This window comes from Dyella kyungheensis (assembly GCF_016905005.1).
GTDB classification, from domain to species: Bacteria; Pseudomonadota; Gammaproteobacteria; order Xanthomonadales; family Rhodanobacteraceae; genus Dyella; species Dyella kyungheensis.
In genome coordinates, this window is sequence record NZ_JADIKC010000003.1 from 571,566 (window position 1) to 589,368 (window position 17,803).

The 17,803-nt window shown below is 65.0% G+C and carries 12 protein-coding genes; 6 read left to right on the plus strand and 6 right to left on the minus strand.

Translation table 11 applies throughout. The features are described from left to right. Positions 1-9: 9 nt before the first annotated feature. Complete coding sequence (locus ISP20_RS07245; RefSeq protein ID WP_204635384.1) at positions 10-939, plus strand: 5'-nucleotidase; 930 nt, start codon at positions 10-12, stop codon at positions 937-939. A 57-nt stretch (positions 940-996) separates the two neighbouring features. On the opposite strand, the gene ISP20_RS07250 is transcribed toward ISP20_RS07245, so the two are convergent. Then, entirely contained in the window at positions 997-1,878 is an 882-nt protein-coding gene (locus tag ISP20_RS07250; protein WP_204635385.1) for an aldo/keto reductase, read from the minus strand. 117 nt (positions 1,879-1,995) lie between these two features. On the opposite strand from ISP20_RS07250, the gene ISP20_RS07255 reads away from it, so the two are divergent. After that, positions 1,996-2,292: a hypothetical protein gene (locus ISP20_RS07255; RefSeq protein WP_204635386.1), complete on the plus strand. Its 297-nt coding sequence runs from the start codon at positions 1,996-1,998 to the stop codon at positions 2,290-2,292. Positions 2,293-2,482: 190 nt separating this feature from the next. Here ISP20_RS07255 and ISP20_RS07260 read toward each other — a convergent pair whose 3' ends face one another. The 5 genes from ISP20_RS07260 to ISP20_RS07280 all read right to left on the minus strand — a co-directional run bounded on the left by ISP20_RS07260 (position 2,483) and on the right by ISP20_RS07280 (position 12,785). Beyond that, positions 2,483-3,946, minus strand: coding sequence for an efflux transporter outer membrane subunit (locus ISP20_RS07260; protein WP_239535419.1), 1,464 nt, complete (start codon positions 3,944-3,946; stop codon positions 2,483-2,485). Continuing rightward, a complete protein-coding gene (locus ISP20_RS07265) occupies positions 3,943-7,239 on the minus strand; it encodes an efflux RND transporter permease subunit (RefSeq protein WP_204635387.1) in 3,297 nt (1,098 codons plus the stop codon). The genes ISP20_RS07260 and ISP20_RS07265 overlap by 4 nt, the downstream gene beginning before the upstream one ends. Further along, complete coding sequence (locus tag ISP20_RS07270) at positions 7,236-10,346, minus strand: efflux RND transporter permease subunit (protein ID WP_204635388.1); 3,111 nt, start codon at positions 10,344-10,346, stop codon at positions 7,236-7,238. Before ISP20_RS07270 ends, ISP20_RS07265 begins: the two co-directional genes overlap by 4 nt. Before the next feature lie 19 nt (positions 10,347-10,365). Further along, entirely contained in the window at positions 10,366-11,592 is a 1,227-nt protein-coding gene (locus ISP20_RS07275) for an efflux RND transporter periplasmic adaptor subunit (protein ID WP_204635389.1), read from the minus strand. 317 nt (positions 11,593-11,909) lie between these two features. Then, positions 11,910-12,785, minus strand: coding sequence for a DMT family transporter (locus ISP20_RS07280; protein ID WP_204635390.1), 876 nt, complete (start codon positions 12,783-12,785; stop codon positions 11,910-11,912). Between the two features lie 312 nt (positions 12,786-13,097). Between ISP20_RS07280 and ISP20_RS07285 the strand changes: the two genes are divergently transcribed. From ISP20_RS07285 to ISP20_RS07300, 4 genes are all read left to right on the plus strand, one after another. After that, positions 13,098-14,267 (plus strand): acyl-CoA dehydrogenase family protein, encoded by a 1,170-nt coding sequence (locus tag ISP20_RS07285; protein ID WP_204635391.1) that lies wholly within the window; start codon positions 13,098-13,100, stop codon positions 14,265-14,267. 31 nt (positions 14,268-14,298) lie between these two features. Then, a complete protein-coding gene (locus ISP20_RS07290; RefSeq protein ID WP_204635392.1) occupies positions 14,299-14,838 on the plus strand; it encodes a GNAT family N-acetyltransferase in 540 nt (179 codons plus the stop codon). Continuing rightward, positions 14,835-15,329, plus strand: coding sequence for a nucleotidyltransferase family protein (locus ISP20_RS07295; protein ID WP_204635393.1), 495 nt, complete (start codon positions 14,835-14,837; stop codon positions 15,327-15,329). The genes ISP20_RS07290 and ISP20_RS07295 overlap by 4 nt, the downstream gene beginning before the upstream one ends. Positions 15,330-15,532: 203 nt before the next feature. After that, positions 15,533-17,800 (plus strand): thiamine pyrophosphate-dependent enzyme, encoded by a 2,268-nt coding sequence (locus ISP20_RS07300; protein WP_204635394.1) that lies wholly within the window; start codon positions 15,533-15,535, stop codon positions 17,798-17,800. The last annotated feature ends 3 nt before the right edge of the window (positions 17,801-17,803 follow it).

The following is a 17,803-nucleotide window of genomic DNA, read 5'->3' on the forward strand; positions in this document are numbered from 1 at the left end:
TTGAGCACCATGACCCGCCCCACGCCCGATGCTCACGATCCCACCGCCGCAGGCGACAACCGCCTGGTGGTGGCCATTTCCTCGCGCGCCCTGTTCGACCTCGGCGACAGCCACGAGTTGTTCGAGCATCAGGGTCTGGATGCCTATCGCGCGTTCCAGATCGAGCACGAGAACGAGCTGCTCAAGCCCGGCGTGGCGTTTCCGCTGGTGCAGAAGCTGCTGGGCTTGAACAAGCTGGCGGGCGATGTGCCGCCGGTCGAGGTGATCCTGCTGTCGCGCAACTCGGGCGACACGGGTTTGCGCATCTTCAATGCGATCCAGCACTACGGGCTGGAGATCAGCCGCGCCGCCTTTACCAGCGGTGCGCCTACCTCCGACTACATCGCGCCGTTCAAGGCCGACCTGTTCCTCTCCGCCAACGCCGAAGACGTAGGCCGCGCATTGGCTGCAGGCGTCGCGGCGGCGACCATCCTGCCGTCCGTCGCGCCGCCACGCGCCACCGAACAACTGCGCATCGCTTTCGACGGCGACGCGGTGATCTTCGGCGACGAAGGCGAACGGGTGTCGCGCGAAGAAGGGCTGGAAGCGTTCCACCGCAGCGAGCACAAGCTTGCGAACGAACCGCTGTCGGTAGGGCCGTTCCGCGGCTTCCTCACCGCCGTGCACCGCCTGCAGGCTGCGTTCCCGGCGGAAGATTCACCCATTCGCACCGCGTTGGTCACCGCGCGCTCCGCGCCGGCGCACAAGCGGGTGATCCTCACGCTGCGCCGCTGGGGCGTGCGTATCGACGAAGCCTTGTTCCTCGGCGGTCGCGACAAGGGGCCGTTCCTGGATGCGTTCGGCGCGGACATCTTCTTCGACGATTCACCGGCGAACGTGGAATCGGCGCGCAAGCATGTGGCGACAGGGCATGTGCCGCATGGAGTGAGCAACCGCTAGTTGCCGTACCCGCTGGGAATGCTCCCGCAGAGTTCGGTGGCTATCGGTGGCTCGGGTTTACGGAACCGAATGCCCCTTGCTCGCCGTCCATATCGCATACCAGTCTTCGGCATCGAGCTGCACATCCAGTGCCGCAACCGCTTCGCGCAGTCCGTCGATACGGCCGGTGCCGGTGATGACGTGCGGACGTGAGGGATGGCGCAGTGCCCACGCAAACGCCAGCGTGGTGAGGCTGATGCCGTAACGCTCCGCGATGGCCGTCATCTCGGTACGCACGCGTGCGGCCTGTTCGTCGTCGCCGGTAAACAGCCGGCCGCCACCCAGAGGTGACCAGATCATCGGGCGCAGGCCCAGTTGCTGCGCCTGGTCCAGCGTGCCGTCGTCCAGCGCATCCATCTGCAACGGCGACAGTTCGATCTGGTTGGTGATAAGCGGGTGATGCTGGTGCAGCAGGGCGAACTGGCTGGTGGTGTGATTGGAGACGCCCCAGTGCCCCACCTTGCCTTCGCGCGTGAGCGTGGCGAAGGTGTCGGCCAGCGCGGCGGCATCCATCAAATAGTCGGGACGGTGGATCAGCACCAGATCCAGCTGCTCGGTGTGCAGATTGCGCAGGGATTGCTCGACTTGCGTGCGCACGTAAGCGGCCGAGGTGTCGTAGAAGTTGATGCGGTAGGGACGCTGCGCCGAGCGCAGGCGGATGCTGCACTTGGTCACCAACTGCATGCGTTGCCGCAACGCAGGCGCCGCCTTCAGCGCTTCGCCGAATTGCGCTTCCGCCTGGTAATCGCCGTAGATATCGGCGTGGTCGAACGAGGTGATGCCCAGCTCCAGCGCCTGCTCGATCCAGCGCACACGTTCCTGCACGCTGAGCTGCCAGCCGATGATGCGCCAGAGGCCGGCGACGATGGGGGAGAGAGTCGGGTGCGTTGATGTCGGCATGGGCGTGATCATGGGGGGATTCAAAGACAGGCAGTTTGCCAAGCGGCGCACACAATCGCCAGCGAGTTGCCGGGGACCATGACCTGCCGCCGGTTGGGCGGCTCATGGAGGATAGCTATGAAGCTCAGCAATCGCTTCTTCGTGCGGGTGTTTGCACTCGCGGCTATGACGGGCGTGGGTGCCAGCGCATTGGCGGCATCCGCGTCCATCGGTGGATTGTGCACGCCCTGCATCCAGCTCTATCAGTACTGCGTCAGCCACGGCGGTGGCATGGGCGAATGCGAAGACCAGCTCGATCAGTGCCGCGCGACGCAATGCCCGGGCACGGCGGCAGTCACGCCATTCGATCGCAAGACGATAAAAGTCAGCGAGCCTCAGCTGCTGGCGCGCACCACGGTGACGTCGAACCGCTGATGGTCTGACCGGGACACCGCGGTGTCCCGGTCTCTTGCCGGTCCGTCTGCCGACTCACCATGTGGCCTCAGGCGCCAAGAGTTGCAGTAGCACGGTGGGAGCGCACCCTGTGCGCGACAACCCGACGGAGTGGTCGACCCAAACGGGACGGTCGCGCACAGGGTGCGCTCCTACAGGAATGTCGACCGGATTAGTGGGCAGTGGTCGAGGCGCGCTCAGCCGGCGCATGCGCCAACCCATCCGCCGACCAGCCACCGCCCAAATCCCCAAACAACGACACCGCATCCAGCAAGCGCTGCTGCTCTACACTCAACGCATCCTGCTTCGTACTCAATTCCGTGGTCTGCGCCACGGCCGCCGTGGTGTAGTCCACCGTGCCCGCCTGATACTCGTTGAACGCAATCGCCGAACCACGCGTCGCGTCCTTCACCGCGGCATCCAGCACCTGCGCCTGCTGCGCCAGGATGTTGATGCCGGAAAGGTCGTCTTCCACATTCTGGAAAGCACCAAGCACTGTGCCGCGATAATTCGCGACAGCCGCTTCGTAGTTCGCTCGCGCGGCAGCCACTTCGCCATGGCGTGCGCCGGCATCGAAGATCGTCTCGCTCGCATCCGCGCCCAGCGACCACACGTGATTGGCCACGTGCAGCAGTCCGGCTAGAGGCGATTGCGCAAAACCATCCGCCGCGGAAAGCGACAGCGAAGGATAGTAGGCGGCAATGGCGACGCCGATGGCAGCGTTCTGCGCGGCCATCTGACGCTCGGCCACGGCAATGTCGGGACGGCGCTGCAATAGCGTGGAAGGCACGCCAGTAGGCACCTGCGGCAGCGCGGGGAGCGTGGCGTTGTGGGGAATATCGAGCTCTTCGGGATTCTTGCCGACCAGCACCGCGATGGCGTGCACGTATTGCGCACGCGACACGCCGAGGGCAATCAGCTTGGATTGCGCGTTTTCCAGCTGTGTGCGCGCGGTGATCACGTCGGAGGGCGCAATGGTGCCGGCCTTGTCCTGGTTGTCCACCACGCGCAGGTATTCCTTGTACGCGTCCACGGTTTCCTGCAGCAGATCGATATTCGCGTCGGTGACGCGCAGGTCGATCACTGCGGTGGCGAGCGCGGTCTGTTCGGATAGCGTGGCGTTGGCGAGCGTGGCCTGGCTGGCCTGCGCATTCGCCTTGTTTTCTTCGACGGTGCGGCGCACCTTACCCCACAGGTCCGGCGCCCAGCTCACGTTGCCTTCCAGCGATCCGGAGCTGCTCACCGGGCGCAGGTGTTCGACGCCGCTGCCGGCGTTACCGGCGGCGGAGCGCTGCTTGCTGCCCGAACCGGCGATGCCGATGGTGGGGAACAGCGCACTGCGCGCCACCTGCACCTCGGCCATCGCTGCCTGGTAGTTGGCGTAGCTCTGCGCCACCGTCTGGTTGGATACCGCCACCTGCGGTTCCAGTTGGTTGAGCAGCGGGTCGTTGAAGGATGTCCACCAGTCGCCCTTGGGCACGTCGTCGGCCGGTGCGGCGGCGGTCCAGCCGGGCATCTCCTTGTACTGCGTGGGCACGTCGACCTGCGGGCGATGGTAGTCGGGACCCACCATGCAGCCGGTGAGCGCCAGCGCGATCGACAGGGTTAGCAGGTTGCGAAGTTTGATGCTGCTCATGCGCTTGCGTCCGATCGGTTCCACGGCAGGCTCTCCGACCAGCGCGCAAGCCGTGCGCGCAGTCGGTCGAGATAGAGATAGATCACCGGCGTGGTGTAGAGAGTGAAAACCTGGCTAAGGATCAGGCCGCCCATCACCGTGATGCCCAGCGGCTGCCGCAGCGAGGCGCCCTGGCCAATGCCGATGGCCAGCGGCACCGCGCCGAGTACGGCGGCGGCGGTGGTCATCATGATCGGGCGCAAGCGCACGACCGCGGCGTCATGGATGGCCTTGTGCGCTTCCATGCCTTCGTCGCGCTGCAGATGGATGGCCACGTCGATCATCATGATGGCGTTCTTCTTCACGATGCCGATCAGCAGGATGATGCCGATCATCGCGATCACCGAGAACGGCGTGCCGAAGATCAGCAACGCCAGGGTCGCGCCGATGCCGGCGGAGGGCAGGGTGGAGAGGATGGTGACCGGATGCACCGTGTTCTCGTAGAGGATGCCGAGCACGATGTAGACGGCGGCGAGTGCCGCGAGGATCAGCAGCGGCATGGTGGACATCGACTGCGCATACACCTGCGCGGCACCCGCCGTGGCGCCATGGATGGATGCCGGCATGCCCAGCTCCTGCGCCGCTTCGCTGATCGCGGCCAAGCCGTCGCTGAGCGAGCCGCCCGGCGGCAGGTTGAACGAAATGGTGCCGGCCACCAGACCGCCCTGGTGGTTCACCTGCGTGGCGGTGTGGTTGCTCACGTATGAGGCCAGCGCCGGGAACGGCACCATCGTTTCCGCGGCCGTGCTGTCCGCGCTGCCGCTGGAGCTGCCGCCCTTGGCGTTGGCAATGGCGTTGGTGAGCTGGTTGGCCTCGGCATCGCTGTTGCGCGAGTTGGTGTTGGAACTGGCGCTGTTGGTTGCGTTGGTGGACGTCACGCCCGACACCACGGACTTGGACATCTGCGTCTGCTGCGTCCCCGAGGCATTGCCGGCCGCGGTGCTGAAGCGGATGCGATCGATCATCTGCGGGTATTGCCAATACTTCGGCGCCACTTCCATCACCACGAAATACTGGTTCAGCTGGTTGTAGATGGTGGATACGGTGCGCTGGCCGAAGGCGTCGTAGAGCACGCTGTCGATCTGGTTGGGCGCAAAGCCGTAGCGTGCGGCGGCCGTGCGATTGATGTTCACGTACAGCTGCAGGCCGTTCTGCTGCAGGTCGGAGTTCACGTCGGTGATGCGGTCGCGGTACTTGCCCAGGGCAGCCACCAGCCGCGGCACCCAGGTGAACAGCGCTTCCGGATCGTCGCTGGTCAGCGTGTACTGATACTCCGCCGCCGATTGGCGGCCACCGATGTGCAGGTCCTGCGCCGCCTGCAGGAACAGCTTGGCGCCCGACACGGCGTTGAGCTTGGGCCGCAGGCGATCCACCACCTGGGCGGCGGAGATCTTGCGCTCGGCCAGCGGTTTCAGTTCGATGAATACGTTGGCGCTGTTGAGCGCGCGACCGCCGGTAAAGCCGGCCACCGAGGCCACGGCGGGGTCTTTCTGCACGATGTTCTGCAGCTGCGCGAGCTTCTTCTCCATCGCCTGGAAGGAGATGCTCTGGTCGGCGATGATCTGTCCCATCAGGATGCCGTTGTCCTGTTCCGGGAAGAACGTCGAGGGGACCAGGCGAATCAGCACCACGTTGAGCACGATCAGCCCGACCAGGGTCAGGATCACCGCGAACGCATGATCGAGCACGACGGTAAGCGAACGCGAATACGCCTGCTTGAAACGCTCGAACTGCCGCTCGTACCACACCGCCCAGCGTGCCTTGGAGTGCAGCGTCTTGCGCGAGATGACATAGGCCGCCATGGTCGGCGTGACGGTGAGCGAGATCACCAGCGACAGCAGGATGGCGATGGAAAGCGTCACCGCGAACTCGTGGAACAGCAGGCCGACGATGCCCGGCATCAGCAGGATCGGCAGGAACACGGCGATCAGCGAGAGGCTCATCGAGATCACCGTGAAACTGACTTCCGCGCTGCCCTGCATGGCGGCCTCGCGCACGTCCATGCCCGCTTCCACATGGCGAACGATGTTTTCCAGCACCACCACCGCATCGTCCACCACGAAGCCGGTGCCAATGGTCAGCGCCATCAACGACAGGTTGTCGATGCTGTAGCCGAGCAGGTACATCGGGCCGAACGTGCCGACGATGGACAGCGGCAGCGCCACTGCCGGCACGAGAACGGCGCGTGGCGACTGCAGGAACACGAAGACCACGCCGATCACCAGCAGCACGGCGATGAACAGCGTTCGCTCGGTGTCGCCCACGGCCGCGTTGACCGATTGCGAGCGATCCACGGCGACGCCCACATGCACGTTGTGCGGCAGCGTGGCCTCGATCGACGGCAGCGCCTTGCGGATCTGCGCCACCGTCTTGACGATGTTGCTACCCGGCAGCGGATAGACGATCACCAGCACCGCATCATGGCCGTTGTACAGGCCGGCGTTGCGCAGGTTTTCCGCCGAGTCGAGCACTTGCGCCACGTCCCGCAGCTGCACGGCCGAACCGTTGCGATAGGCGACGACCAGGTCGCGATACGGGGCGGCCTTGTTGATCTGGTCGTTGGATTCCACCTCGTAGCGCTGGCCGTTCTCGTCGATATGGCCTTTCACGCTATCGGCATTGGCCGCGCTGATGGCAGCGCGCACGTCTTCCAGGCCGATGCCGTAGCTGTTGAGCTGGTCCGGCTGCAGTTCCACGCGCACCGACGGCAGCGCGCTGCCACCCAGCGTGATCTGGCCCACGCCATCCACTTGCGAGAGCTGCTGCTGGATCACCGAGTCGGCCGAGTCATACAGCTGGGCGCGCGTCAGCGTATCGGAGGTGAGGGCGAGCACCATGATCGGCGAATCAGCCGGATTGAATTCGCGATAGGTCGGGTTGTTGCGCAGCGTGGTCGGCAGATCGGCGCGCGCCGCCTGGATCGCGGCCTGCACATCGCGCGCGGCGCCGTTGATGTCGCGGTTGAGGCCGAACTGGATCACGATGCGCGCGGAGCCCACCGTGCTTTCCGAAGTCAGCTCGGTGACGTCGGCGATGGAACCCAGGCGGCGTTCCAGCGGTTCGGCCACGGTCGAGGCCATGATGCTCGGGCTGGCGCCCGCCATGCTGGCCTGCACCACCACCACCGGGAAAGTGATGTTCGGCAACGGCGCGACCGGCAGGTGGAAATAGGCCAGCACGCCCGACAGCAGGATGGCGACGGCCAGCAGCGTGGTCGCCACCGGCCGTCGGATGAAAGCGCCCGGGATGTTCACGCGCTTTCCCCGGCCGCCTCTTCAGGCTGCCGCTTGCGACCGAAGCGCTGGGCGAGGCGATCGAAATACAGATAGATCACCGGCGTGGTGAACAGCGTGAGCAACTGGCTCAGCAGCAGGCCGCCAATGATCGCCAGGCCCAGCGGACGGCGCAGCTCCGAACCTGTGCCCGTACCCAGCAGCATCGGCATCGCGCCCAGCATCGCCGCCAGCGTGGTCATCAGGATCGGGCGGAAGCGCAGCAGCGAGGCTTCGAAGATCGCCTCTTCCGGCGGCTTGCCGTGTTCGCGTTCGGCTTCGAGGGCGAAGTCCACGATCATGATCGCGTTCTTCTTCACGATGCCGATCAGCAACACGATGCCGATGATGCCGATCACGTCCAGGTCGCTGCCGGCGATCATCAGCGCCACCAGCGCGCCAATACCGGCCGAGGGCAGGGTGGAGAGGATCGTCACCGGATGGATGAAGCTCTCGTACAACACGCCCAGCACGATGTAGACGGCGATCAACGCGGCGATCAGCAGGTAGACCTCGCTGGAGAGCGAATCCTGGAACGCCTGCGCCGCGCCCTGGAAGGTGGACGTGATGGAGGAGGGCAGATGCACCGCCGCTTCCGCATCGTTCACTTCCTTTACCGCCTTGCTGAGCGAGGCATCCTTGGCCAGGTTGAACGACACGGTGACGGCCGGGAACTGCGCCAGATGGCTGATCACCAAGGGCGACTTGGTGATCTTGATGGTGGCGATGCCCTTGAGCGGCACCTGGCCGCTGCTGGCGGTCTGGCTCGGCAGGTAGAGATCGCCCAGCGACTCGACCGTGGGAATGCTTTCCGGCTTGGCCACCAGGATCACGCGATACTGGCTGGCCTGCTCGAAGATGGTGGAGACGATGCGCTGGCCTAGCGCGTCGTACAGCGCGTTGTCGATGGTGGCGGAGGTGATGCCGTAACGCGCCGCGAGCTGGCGGTTCACTTCCACGTTGATCGCCAGGCCGTCGTTGTTGAGGTCGCTGGTGACATCGGTGATCGACTTGATGCCCTTCAGGCGGGTGATCAACTCAGGCACGTATTGCTGGAACGCCTGCTGGTTGGGCCCGCGCAGCACGAACTGGTACTGGTTCGGCGAAATGGTGGTGTCCAGCGTCAAATCCTGCTCGGGCTGCATGTACAGCTTGATGCCCGGGATGCTGGTCACTTCATGCTGGATGCGTCGCGCGACTTCCTCGGCGCTGGACGAGCGGTCGTCGCGTGGCTTGAGGTTGATCAGGAAGCGGCCGTTGTTCAACGTGGTGTTGGTGCCGTCGATGCCCACGTAGGAAGTGAGGCTGGCGACGTCCTGGTCCTTGAGGATGGCATCGGCCAGTTGCTTCTGGCGATCCACCATGACCCCGTTCGAGACCGAGTTGTCGGAGACGCTGATGCCCTGCAGCACACCCACGTCCTGCACCGGGAACAGGCCCTTGGGAATAATGATGTACAGCACCACGGTGAGCGCCAGCGTGGCCAGGAAGGTCAGCAGCGTCGCGGTCTGGTGCGCCATCACGAAATGCAGGCCGCGCTTGTACGCCGCCAGCGTCTTGTCGAACAGACCTTCGCTGATGCGTTCGAAGCGGCTGGGGTGACGATCCGCCTGCGCCTTGAGGATGCGCGCGCACAGCATCGGCACCAGCGTCAGCGAGACCACCGCGGACAGCACGATGGTCACGGCCAACGTGACCGCGAACTCGCTGAACAGGCGGCCGATCACGCCACCCATGAACAGCAGCGGGATCAGCACGGCGATCAGCGATACGGTCAGCGAGAGAATGGTGAAGCCGATCTGCCCGGAGCCTTCGAGCGCGGCCTCCAGCGGCGTCTTGCCTTCCTCCAGGTAGCGCACGATGTTCTCGATCATCACGATCGAGTCGTCCACCACGAAGCCGGTGGCGATGATCAGCGCCATCAGCGACAGGTTGTCGATGGAATAGTTGAGCTCGTACATCAGCGCCAGCGTGCCGATCAGCGAGACCGGCACGGAGATGCTGGGAATCAGGGTGGCCGGCAGGTTGCGCAGGAACACGAAGATCACCAGCACCACCAGGATCACCGCCAGGATCAGCTCGAACGCGGCATCGTTCACCGACGAGCGGATCACGCCGGTGCTGTCCGTCACCACGTCCACCTTCATGCCTGCCGGCAACGTGGATTCCAGCTGCGGCAGCTCCTTCATGATCTGGTTGACGGTGGCGATGACGTTGGCGCCCGGCTGGCGCTGCACGTTCAGCACGATCGACTGGGTCTTGTTGAACCAGGCGCCTTGCTCGGTGTTCTGCGCGGCCTGGGTGACGCGGGCCACGTCGCGCAGGTAGACCGGTGCGCCGTTCTGGTACGAGATGATGGTGTCGAGATAGTCCTGTGGGTTCTGGATCTGGTCGTTGCCGTTGATCGTGTAGTCGAGATCGGGGCCGTCGAAGTTGCCCTTGGGTTGGCTCACGTTGACGTTGGCGATCAGCGAACGCAGGTCGTCGATGTTGAGCCCGTAACCGGCGAGCTTCTTCGGATCGGCTTCAACGCGGATGGCCGGCACGTTGCCACCGGCCGGCGTCACCAGGCCCACGCCCGGCACCTGCGAAATCTTGGCGCCGAGGCGGTTGTTCGCCACGTCCTGCAACTGCGGCAGCGACATCGAGTTGGAGCTGACCGCCAATGTGAGGATCGGGCGATCGGCCGGATTCACCTTGGCGTAGGTCGGCGGCGCGGGCAGGCCGGTGGGCAGCAGGCTGTTGGCTGCATTGATCGCCTCCTGCACGTTCTGCTCGGCCACGTCGAGGTTGAGCGACAGGTCGAATTGCAGCGTGATGATCGATGCGCCCGCCGAGCTGTTCGACGTCATCTGCTGCAGGCCGGGAATCTCACCCAGCTGCACTTCCAGCGGCGCCGTCACCGTGGTGGCCATCACCGAGGGACTGGCGCCGGGATAGAACGTCTGCACCTGGATCGTCGGGTAGTCGACGTTGGGCAAGGACGACACCGGCAGGAACTTCATCGCCACGAGGCCCACCATCACGAGGGCGATCATCAGCAGCGAGGTTGCTACCGGCCTGAGTACGAACAGGCGGGAAATATTCATCGGATCACGCGCCTGCGATTCACGAAGACGTGCTGGCGGCGTGCGCGTGCTTGCCGTGCGGCGCTGCCGGTGCGGCCGCGCTGCTCGCGCCGGCCGGGCGCGGTTGCGAGATGCGGATCTTGGCGCCGTCGCTGAGGCGGTCCATGCCGTCCGTCACCACCTGCTGGCCGGCGGAAAGTCCGGCGAGGATGGCGGTGACCTTGCCGTCGCTGGGGCCGGGCGTCACCTTGTGCACGGACACCGTCTGGTCGGCATTGACGAGGTACACGTAGTCGCCGGGCGCGCCACTCTGCACGGCCGAAGTGGGCACCAGCACGGTCTTCTGCAGCGTGTCGACCAGCATCTGCACGTTGACGAACTCGTTGGGGAACAGCGATTCGTCGTCGTTGGGGAAGGTGGCACGCAAGGTGACGGTGCCGGTGCTCGTGGCCATCTGGTTGCTCAGCGCGTACAGCGTGCCGCTGGCGATCTTCTTGCTGTTGTCGCTGCTGTAGGCGGTGACCGGAAGTTTGGCGCCGCCATTCACGCGCTGTAGCACCTTGCCCAGCGAATTCTGCGGCACGGTGAACTGCACCGTGGTCGGCTTCATCTGCGTGATGGTGACGATGCCCGGCGAGGTGGACTGCGTCACGTAGTTGCCCGGATCGACCAGTCGCAGGCCCACCCGGCCGGCCACCGGCGCGGTGATGTGGCAGTAGGCGAGATCGAGGTCGTCCTGCGCGATGGCAGCCTTGTCGGCCTTCACGGCGGCGTCGCTCTGCGCCACGGTGAACTTCTGGTCGGCGTAGGTCTGCTCGGCAATCGACTTCTGTTCGTGCAACTGGGTGTAGCGGGCCAGGTCGGCGCGGGCCTGATCGAGCGTGGCCTGGTCCTTGGCCAACTGGGCCTGCGCCTGTTGCTTGTTGATCTCGTACTGGCGCTGGTCGATCTGCGCGAGGAACTGGCCTTTCTCCACGTCCTGGCCTTCCTGGTAGCCCACCGCGGTGAGATAGCCGCTCAGTTGCGGCAATACGTTGACGGTGGCGACCGGCGTGACGGTGCCGAGCGCGGTGAGCACTTCGGGCATGTCGCCTATCGTGGCGGTCGCCGCGCTCACCGACTGCGCCGGCTGGCCGGTCTTTTCCTTCTTGCCGGTGAGCAGGTGAACCACGATCAACACCAGCAGCAGGGCGATCACCGCCGCCGCGATCCACGCACCGCGTTTCTTACGAGGACGCCCGGATGTTTGGGCAGTGTCGGCACTCATCCAGCATCTCCCAGCAACTCAATTGCAAAATTCACAAGGCCAGCCATGTCGTTTCGTTTGCAGCAGCGTTTCGCGACGATGCGTCGCCGCGTAAACGGGTTGACTGACTTCTAACGATCCGCTGGCCATGTGGTTGACCCGGGCACAAGCACGCGCACGGCGCGCACCCCGGGAAGCGCGCAGGGACGCTGGGTTGGCAAAACAGCGGAAAAGTGATGGCACAAGCGTCGTCACGGACAAGTGATGCCTCACGGCATGACGTGCATCCGCGTCCGCTTGATTAAGAAATATTCATCTGGCGCGATGGCGAGCCGCGCTCAGACCATGCGCATGCGTTTCCACCAGTTCGTGACCTTTTCCTCGCGCACCAGCGTGAAGAGTCCCGAACCGAGAATGAGCGCGATGCCGATCAGCATCGGCCAATCCAGTTTGTCGCCGAACAGCCAGTAGCCGAAGAAGATCGCCCACAGCATCTGGCTGTATTGCGTGGGTGCGATGCGATTGGCCGGCGCGTGATGGGTGGCCAGCATCAACAGCACGCCGGCAAGACCGGCCAGCAGTCCGTAGCCGGCGAGCAGGAACCATTGATGCAGATCCGGCCACACAAAACTTGGCAGCATCAACAGGCCGCCACTCACCAACGGCCCGATCACACCGGCGCCGTACAGGCTGATGCGTTTTTCGTGCGGACCGGCCATGCGCAACGCCACCACCGACACCGCGCCGGAAAGGCCGCAGGTCATCGCCGCGAGATGGCCCACGCCCAGCGCGCGAAAGCCAGGTCGCAACACCACCAGCACGCCGAGGAAACCCACGATCACCGCGGACCAGCGTCGCCAGCCCACATGTTCCTTGAGGAACACCACCGACAGCAGGGTCACGAAGATCGGCAGCAGGAAGATCAGCGCGAACGCCTCGGCCATCGGCAACGCGGTGAAGGCAATCACCGCGGAGATGTTGCAGATCGCGCCGGTGATCGCGCGTATCCACCACAGGTGCGGCTTGCGCGCGGTGAATACGTCCAGATAGCGATCGCCGGGATTACGGATGAAGGGCAGGGCGCTGAGCATCAGCACCGCGCCGAAGAACACGGCCTCGTAGGCCGGCAAGGTGCCGTGCAGCGATTTCACGAAGGCATCGCTGATCGCGTAGGCCGCGTAGCAGGCAAAGCCGAGGAGGACACCTTTGAACATGGACGATCCGGCGGGGAGCGGAGTGCCCGGCCGCCGTGCCGGCACGGGCCGAACCCGGTGGACCGCGCGCTGCCTGGGCGGCGCGGCGATGGTTCCGGGGCTGGCGGAGGCGGACGACGCCGTCCCAGCCGGGGCTGGGACGGAGGACAGCGCATGGTCCCACAGCCCGTCCCGCGCGCCTACCCTGAGAGTCCCTTGGCGCTCTTCGCATGGCTTGAAACAAGCGCTTAGGCCCTGCTGCACCCCGCCGTGACCCGCCCCCGATGCCCGGTTAGAATGGCGGTTTGCCCCCAACGTCACGGAACTTCAAGCATGTCCGCTCGCCTGAATCCCCTCGATCTTTATGACGTCCGTTCGATGCTCTCCGACGAGGAGCGCATGGTGCAGGACACCGTCGGTCGTTTCGTCGACGAGCGTGTGTTGCCGATCATCGGGGACTGCTTCGACCAGGGCCGTTTTCCCAAGGAACTGGTGCCGGAAATCGCCAGCCTGGGCCTGCTGGGCGCCACGCTTCCCGAGAAATACGGTTGCGCCGGCATGAACGGTGTCAGCTACGGCCTGATCTGCCAGGAACTCGAGCGCGGCGATTCGGGCCTGCGCAGCTTCGCGTCCGTGCAGAGCTCGCTGTGCATGTATCCGATCTACGCCTACGGCACCGAAGAGCAGAAGACGCATTACCTGCCCAAGATGGCGGCGGGCGAGATCATCGGCTGCTTCGGCCTGACCGAACCGCACGGCGGTTCGGACCCGGCCAACATGAAGACCAACGCCAGGAAGGATGGCGGCGACTGGGTCATCAATGGCGCCAAGATGTGGATCACCAACGGCAACGTGGCGCAGATCGCGATCGTGTGGGCGCAGACCGAGGACGGCATCCAGGGCTTCATCGTGCCCACCGACAGCAAGGGTTTCACCGCGCAGGAAGTGCACAAGAAGATGAGCCTGCGCGCGTCGGTGACGTCCGGGCTGTTCTTCGACAACGTGCGCGTGCCGGAGGCGAACCGCCTGCCGAACGTGAAGGGCCTGAAGGGTCCGCTGGGCTGCCTCACGCAGGCCCGCTACGGCATCACCTGGGGTCCCATCGGCGCCGCGCAGGCGTGCCTGCAGGAAGTGCTCAACTACACCCAGGAGCGCATCCTGTTCGGCCGTCCGCTCGCTTCCAACCAGGCCGTGCAGATCAAGATGGCCGAGATGGCCCGCCGCATCACCATGGCGCAGCTGCTCTCGCTGCAGCTCGGTCGCCTGAAGGATGCCGGCAAGATGCAGCCGACGCAGGTATCGCTGGCCAAGTGGAACAACTGCCGCATGGCCATCGACATCGCCCGTGAATGCCGCGACATCCTGGGCGGCGCCGGCATCACCACCGAGCACGTGGCCATCCGTCACGCGCTGAACCTGGAATCGGTGATCACCTATGAAGGCACCGAGACGGTGCATCAGCTGGTGGTGGGCCGCGAGTTGACGGGGATCAATGCGTTTTGAGGCCGCCCGGGCGTCGAGGTGAGAACGTTTCGTGAGTTGGCAAACGATCCGCATCGAAACCGAACGCCTCCTCCTGCGCCCGCCGCAGGCTGAGGATTTCGACGGCTGGGCCGCCAACCTGGCCGATGCCGAGTCCGCGCGTTTCATCGGCGGCCTGCAACCGCGGGCCGTCGCGTGGCGCGGCTTTCTCACCATGGTCGGCGCGTGGGCCATCCAGGGCTTCGGCATGTTCTCGGTGATCGAGAAGAGCACCGGTCGCTGGATCGGCCGCATGGGCCCCTGGTTTCCCGAAGGCTGGCCCGGTCGCGAAGTCGGCTGGGGGCTGGCGCGCCATGCCTGGGGCAACGGTTATGCGCTGGAAGGCGCCACCGCCTGCATGGATTTCGCGTTCGATCAGCTGGGCTGGAACGAGGTGATCCACAGCATCGATCCGGCGAACGAATCGTCGAAAGCATTGGCGGCGAAACTGGGCTCCGCGCTGCGCGGCCCCGGCCGCCTGCCCGAACCGTTCGAGCACGTCGCCATCGAAATCTGGGCACAGACCCGCGAACAATGGCGGCAACGCGCATGAGCCACGTCACGCCCGCGCTGTATGCCACCCTGGCCGAGATCGTGCCGGAGCTGCACGTGCACTGCGTGGAACCGTGGTGCGTGATCGGCAGCGCGGCCGCCTTGCTTGCTGGCGCCGATGTCAGCGTGGCCGATGTGGATCTGCTGGTGTCGCGCGCTGATGCGGATACTTTGATGACGCTGTGGGCTGAGCGACGCGAATCGGTTTACGAACCGGCAGGTGCCGAACGTTTCCGTTCGCATTTCGCACGCTTCCGCTTTCCGGGGCTGCCCGTCGAGGTGATGGGTGGGCTGGAGCTCGATCAAGGCGATGGCTGGAAGCCGGTGAAAGCACGACGGCTGACGCTGGCGGGCCTCAATGGCCTCGCCGTGCCGGTGCCTTCGCTCGACGATCAGATTCGTATTCTTGAAAGCTTCGGACGTGAGAAGGACGTGCAGCGTGCGAAAGCGCTGCGCGCTCTGGCTTCCTCTCCCCTCCGGGGAGAGGACTGAGGTGAGGGGCGGGTGCTCGCGATGATGTTGCTACGAAGCTTGCTCCGAATAAGCCATGTCGCGACCGTGGCCCCTCACCCCAACCCTCTCTCCGGAGGGGAGAGGGAGCAAATCCGCGCGCTTTTCGCGCTGCTTCGCTTCGAATTGACACATCATTTTCCAGCCGTCCAAACGGCCACTCGTTGACGAGACCTCCAGCCATCATGACCGCCATCCCGTACTCCCTCACGGCACGCCACAAGGGCTTCAACCGCGCCGAGATCGTCGACCAGAACTTCATCGAGTTCGTGCAGCTCTGGCAGGGCGACGTGCAGGCACCGCTCGGCGGTCACTCGCCGGTGTTGCCGGGCAGCGCGCTGAACGGCCAGGGCTTCCGCGAGCTGCTGGAATCGCAGCTGATCAGCCGTCACCTCGACCTGATGGCACGCGTGCTGCGCGTGCAGAACAAGGTGTTCTACACCATCGGTTCAAGCGGCCACGAGGGCAACGCGATGGTGGCGCGCCTTACGCGCCATACCGATCCGGCCTTCCTGCATTACCGCTCCGGCGGCTTCATGGCCGAGCGGTTCCGCAAACTGCCGGGCATGGACCCGGTGATGGATTCGGCGTTGTCCTTTGCCGCCAGCATGGAAGACCCAGCCTCCGGCGGCCGTCACAAGGTATGGGGCAGCAAGCCGTTGTGGGTGTTGCCGCAGACGTCCACCATCGCCTCGCACTTGCCCAAGGCCCTGGGTACGGCAGTGGCGATCGAGCAGGCGCGCCGCATCGGCCACAAGCTGCCGATTCCGGAAGACAGCATCGCCATCTGCTCGTTCGGCGACGCCTCGTCCAACCATGCTACGGCGCAGACGGCCTTCAACGCCGCCGCGTGGACGGCTTACCAGAAGCTGCCCGCGCCCGTGCTCTACGTGTGCGAAGACAACGGCATCGGCATTTCGGTGAAGACGCCGAACGGCTGGGTGGCGAACAACTTCCGCCATCGTGCCGACCTCGATTATTTCTACGCCGACGGCCTGGACCTGGCGGAAGGCTATGCGCAGGTGCAGGAGGCGGTGGAACATTGCCGCACCACGCGTCGTCCCACCTTCCTGCATCTGCGCACCACGCGCGTGATGGGCCATGCCGGCACCGATTTCGAGATCGAGTGGCGCAGCGTGGAAGAACTGTTCACCGTCGAGGCGAGCGATCCGCTGCTGCGTTCGGCGGAGATTGCGTTGTCCTCGGGTTTGTATACGAAGGAATCGCTGCTGGCGCTGTACGAAGCCACGCGCAAGCGTTGCTTCGAAGCGGCGGAGGATGCCGATCGCCGTCCGCGCCTGAGTTCGCTGGAGCAGGTGATGAAGCCGCTCGCGCCGTATACGCCGGCAGCGGTGAAAGCCGAGGCCGAGCGCACGGATTACCAGGATCGCCGTCTCGCCACTTTCGGCGGCGAAACGAAGCTGCCGGAAAACCAGCCGCCGCGTCATCTGGCCATCCAGATCGGCCAGGCGTTACACGACATCATGGCCAAGTACCCCGAATCGCTGCTGTTCGGCGAAGACGTGGCCATGAAGGGCGGCGTGTACACCGTCACCAAGGGGCTGCACAAAGCCTTCAAGGGCAGCCGCGTGTTCAACACGCTGCTGGATGAAACCATCATCCTCGGCCTCGCCCAGGGCTATGCCAACATGGGCATGCTGCCGCTGCCGGAAATCCAGTACCTGGCGTATTTCCACAATGCATGCGACCAGATTCGCGGCGAAGCGGCCTCGTTGCAGTTCTTCTCCAACGACCAGTACCGCAATCCGATGGTGATGCGCGTGGCCAGCCTGGGTTACCAGAAGGGTTTCGGCGGCCACTTCCACAACGACAACTCGATTGCCGCGCTGCGCGACATTCCCGGCCTGGTGGTGGGCTGCCCCAGCCGTGGCGACGATGCCGCCACCATGTTGCGCACCATGACGGCGCTGGCCAAGGTCGACGGCCGTGTCTGCGCTTATCTGGAACCGATCGCGCTGTACATGACCAAGGATCTGTACGAAGCCGGCGACGGCCAGTGGCAGTTCGACTATCCGGCGCCGGGCGAGGCCATGACGCTGGGCGAGGGCCGCGTCTACCGCGACGAGGCCAACGACCTGGTGGTGTTCACCTTCGGCAACGGCGTGCCGATGGCCTTGCGCGCGGCCCGTGCCATCGAATCGGAGCTGGGCTGGAAGGTTCGCGTGGTGGACCTGCGCTGGCTGGCGCCTCTCAACAACGCCTTCATCGCGGCGCAGGCAAAGTCCGCCAAACGCATCATCGTGCTGGACGAAGGCCGGCGCAGTGCGGGCGTGGGCGAGGGCATCATCACGGCCATCGTGGAAGGCGGCTCGGGAGCGACACCGCTGGAGCGCGTGGTGGGTGCCGATACCTATACGCCACTCGCCGGTGCCGCCTTGCTGGTGTTGCCGGGCGATGCGGAGGTGGTGGCGGCGGCCCGCAAGTTCGCCTGAGGG